This window comes from Neobacillus drentensis, from assembly GCF_036962765.1.
Classification (GTDB): Bacteria; Bacillota; Bacilli; order Bacillales; family Cytobacillaceae; genus Neobacillus; species Neobacillus drentensis_C.
In genome coordinates this window covers 1-3,617 of the sequence record NZ_JBALOS010000093.1, presented here as the reverse complement: position 1 = coordinate 3,617, position 3,617 = coordinate 1, and the positions used below count along the sequence as shown (strand labels likewise).

Below are 3,617 nucleotides of genomic sequence, written 5' to 3'. Positions count from 1 at the left end.
GAAAAGAGCCTTTATTAAACTAAACAGGAGGTGAAGCAGATTGCCTCACTTCTATATTGAATCGCAGAATAATTCTCTCAATACTACGTACACTACTCTTTAGGTTTAGGGGGGTGAGTATATGCCAAATCAACAAAACAACCAGCAAAAAGGAAAAACGAATCCTAATCAGCAAGGTTCCGGAACTCAGTATCACATAGAGCATGCGAGCAATGTTCCTGATTACGGAGCCAACACGGTCGACCCTAATGCGTTTACTAATGTTACAGAAAATAATCAACAATCATAATTACTTTTAGACGCCCATTTGCGGCGTTTTTTTGGTCTCCCAGTTACCTTCCCGATTCAAGAATTTCCTTAATATGTTTTAAATCTTTCATGTTTGCTCGCTTCATCATTGGTGCCATAAACGGGGCAAAAACTATTGAAAAACCAGTCGGATTCCCCTTGTTCCTTAAGGTCATCCGCGTGCGGTTGCCTGCTAATGCCTCCCAAGTATAGATCGTCTCCATCGGAAATGGTCCCTGTGCGGTTTTCATCACTAGCTTCTTTTCTGGCGTAAACTCTGTAATATCATAGATATAAGCAAGCTCTCTCCCTAGAAATTGTGCTTTAAAGGCCACTTTTGAACCCAGCTTCAATGGTTTTTCCGTTTTCCATTCGGCCGATTGAATATTTACATACCATTCAGGCGCGTGGTCCGGATTGGCTGCATAGGTAGAAACCTCTGCAACAGGGCGATCGATTATTATGTCTGTAAAAATATCTACCACTTGATTAACCTCCACAACCTACAATGTTTATGACTTGTTTTTTCTACATAGGTCCGTAAAGTAAATAACCACAAGTGAACAAATTGTAGAAAAAATCACCAATGACATCTGTGTATCTCCCTTTATTCTTGTATCTCGTCTAGGTATTAACTTCTAGTTTCTGCACTTTTTTAAATAATTATGTTTGACTCCTTACAACATAAATGCACGCCTTCTCATTTTCTAAGCAATTTGACGGACCATAGAAAACTAGAGAATGGAAGGAGTCCTACTTAAGTGGTATAGTTAGATAATACAGTTAATTTAAAATTTTAGTATTTCCGCTCAGACAAAGCCTACTTTTTCAAAAAAGATAAAGTAGAGAATCGACAAGAGGTGTAACCATGAAACAAGAAATTGGATTTATTCAAAGGGAAGTTTTAAAGGAAAAACCTGATTTTGCTTCACTTGGTTTTGGGAAGTATTTTAGCGATTATATGTTTGTCATGGATTATCATCATGAAGTGGGCTGGTGTGATCCACGGATTACTCCTTACGAACCATTAACTCTCGAACCGTCCGCGATGGTCTTTCACTATGGACAAGCCATCTTTGAGGGAATGAAAGCCTATAAGACAGCGGATGGAGATATCCAGCTCTTCCGTCCAGAAAAAAACATGAGACGCTTGAATGATTCCTGCGATCGCCTCTGTATTCCGCAAATTGATGAGGATTTTTTATTAAAAGCCATTAAACAATTAATTATAACGGAAAAAGATTGGATTCCTGAGGGTGATGGAACTTCTTTATACATTCGTCCGTTCATTTTCTCAACCGAACCCTATCTTGGTGTCCGGCCAGCAAAACAATATAAATTGCTTGTTATCCTCTCTCCATCAGGAGCTTATTATGGGGATCAATTAAGTCCGGTGAAAATATATGTGGAAGAACACTATGTCCGGGCTGTGATTGGTGGAGTTGGCCATGTGAAGACTGCCGGAAATTATGCTGCTAGTCTGAAGGCACAAGAAAAGGCCGAGGAAAATGGTTTTGCCCAAATCCTCTGGCTCGATGCAAAAGAGAACAAATATGTTGAAGAAGTCGGCAGCATGAATATCTTCTTCAAAATTAATGGTGAAGTAGTCACACCGAGATTAAATGGCAGCATTTTACCTGGCGTTACACGAGATTCCGTCCTTGAACTATTAAAGTATTGGAAAATCCCTGTACGCGAAGAAAAAATCTCAATTGAAGAGGTATTTGCAGCTCATCAACGCGGAGAACTTGAAGAAGTCTTTGGTGCAGGAACAGCCGCCGTCATTTCCCCTGTTGGAGAATTAAATTGGAATGAGCAAGCCATTGTGATCAATGACCGAAAAATCGGCGAACTCTCTCAACGCATTTATGATGAAATGACCGGAATTCAACTTGGCAAAAAAGAAGACCCATTTAACTGGACAGTAAAGGTTGCTAAGGTGGAAGTTTAAAGAGGAAGCGCCCGTTTCGCTTAGGCGAACAGTGTCAGTCACTGTTCGCCTTTTTTCTCGTTTTCCTCCGGTTGCATTTGTCACTTTTTGCTGAATTCACAAAACTTTCAATAGTCTTTCATTTTTCACTTCGATTAAACGGTATACTACGAGTAGACACTCCTGTTCCCTCCCTCACCTATGCCTCCTCTCCATGGTTTAACCAAACATAAAAAAATACGAAAGCAGGTTGATTTGTTCGATGAAAAACCGCCGCAACAAAAAGTCGATTGTCGCCGAAAATAACCAAATGAGAGTATTTATGCATCCCTTTGCGAATCCCAAAGAACGCAAAGAATTCCTTATGAATCTAGCCATTAGTTCTGAATTTGAGATGCGACATCGTGGTCTGTTTGAGTACTATGGAAAAGATTTAATTGCCTATAAACAAGAAAAACCCTCTGATACTCAGCGCAACGAATTTCTCCGCATCCTCTCAAAATTCATGACGACTCGTTTAGAAGATAACTGTCCTCCTTCATGGAAAGACTGCCAGCCCTCATTTTGGGAAGAACTCATTTTTACTTTTTATCCTCATAATTTGGATGTATCAAAAGATCAAAAAGAAGTGGAATCCTTCCTCTTTCAGTTAAGAAAGTTTGTCCGCTGGCTTGATAAGCGAGTGGGTACCTCTTGGTATTCAGTCATTAAGACATATACAGACGAAGCATCTCCTGACCTTAAAATCTGTGAAAAACTATTTAATGCCTTCATGTTAAGAGACTACCCTCGCATGCATCATAAGGATTGGGACCCTTTTCAAGATTTAGAAAAAACAAATCAAAGCTTTAACCTCTGTACTGAGAAAGTAAGTAGTGTATTCGAAGTGACAAGTATGATTGAGGATAACATTGTCGTTACTGATATCGATACGAAGCGTACTTTTTACCTGAAAGATTTTTCAAGCCATTTATTTATGCCGGGCCTTATCATAAATGGCTTAATTGGCAAAAGGGAGAAACAGGTGACTTGGCATTTGTTACTAGCTGATGCATTCTGTCCCCAAAAAGGAAAAAAATATATCACTATAAAAAAAGAACATCCACTACAGGTTTAAAAATATTCGCGAACAGTGATTTCACTGTTCGTTTTTTTATATTGCCTGTCGTCTGAGAAATTATTGAATTTTTCCAGGAGAATTTGTTATCATCCATTAATCGTTCGGTATGAAGGACAAATGTCGCCGCAGGATTATGTGATTTGTCCTTCATGAGCAGTATGAAGGACAAAAGTTTCCACAGGTTCATGGGATTTGTCCTTCATGAGCGGTATGAAGGACAAATGTCGCCGCAGGTTCATGGGATTTGTCCTTCATGAGCGGTATGAAGGACAAATGTCG

The 3,617-nt window shown here is 39.5% G+C and carries 4 protein-coding genes; 3 read left to right on the top strand and 1 reads right to left on the bottom strand.

Features of this window, described 5'->3' with window-relative positions; all coding sequences use genetic code 11:
* The first annotated feature begins 121 nt into the window (after positions 1-121).
* Positions 122-289 (top strand): hypothetical protein, encoded by a 168-nt coding sequence (locus tag V7137_RS13115; protein WP_218349843.1) that lies wholly within the window; start codon positions 122-124, stop codon positions 287-289.
* 43 nt (positions 290-332) lie between these two features.
* Here the strand turns inward: V7137_RS13115 and V7137_RS13110 are convergent, their stop codons facing one another.
* Complete coding sequence (locus tag V7137_RS13110; protein ID WP_335698499.1) at positions 333-773, bottom strand: SRPBCC family protein; 441 nt, start codon at positions 771-773, stop codon at positions 333-335.
* A gap of 383 nt (positions 774-1,156) precedes the next feature.
* On the opposite strand from V7137_RS13110, the gene V7137_RS13105 reads away from it, so the two are divergent.
* Both V7137_RS13105 and V7137_RS13100 read left to right on the top strand, forming a co-directional pair.
* Positions 1,157-2,239 carry a branched-chain amino acid aminotransferase gene (locus tag V7137_RS13105; RefSeq protein ID WP_335698498.1) on the top strand — a complete coding sequence of 361 codons (1,083 nt, stop codon included), beginning with the start codon at positions 1,157-1,159 and terminating at the stop codon, positions 2,237-2,239.
* A 241-nt stretch (positions 2,240-2,480) separates the two neighbouring features.
* On the top strand, positions 2,481-3,335 hold the full coding sequence (locus tag V7137_RS13100) for a hypothetical protein (protein WP_335698497.1): 855 nt from the start codon (positions 2,481-2,483) through the stop codon (positions 3,333-3,335).
* Positions 3,336-3,617 lie beyond the last annotated feature (282 nt).

Coding starts and splice junctions, on each gene's coding strand:
- V7137_RS13115 (WP_218349843.1), top strand. CDS start 122: ATGCCAAATCAACAAAACAACCAGCAAAAAGGAAAAACGAATCCTAAT.
- V7137_RS13105 (WP_335698498.1), top strand. CDS start 1,157: ATGAAACAAGAAATTGGATTTATTCAAAGGGAAGTTTTAAAGGAAAAA.
- V7137_RS13100 (WP_335698497.1), top strand. CDS start 2,481: ATGAAAAACCGCCGCAACAAAAAGTCGATTGTCGCCGAAAATAACCAA.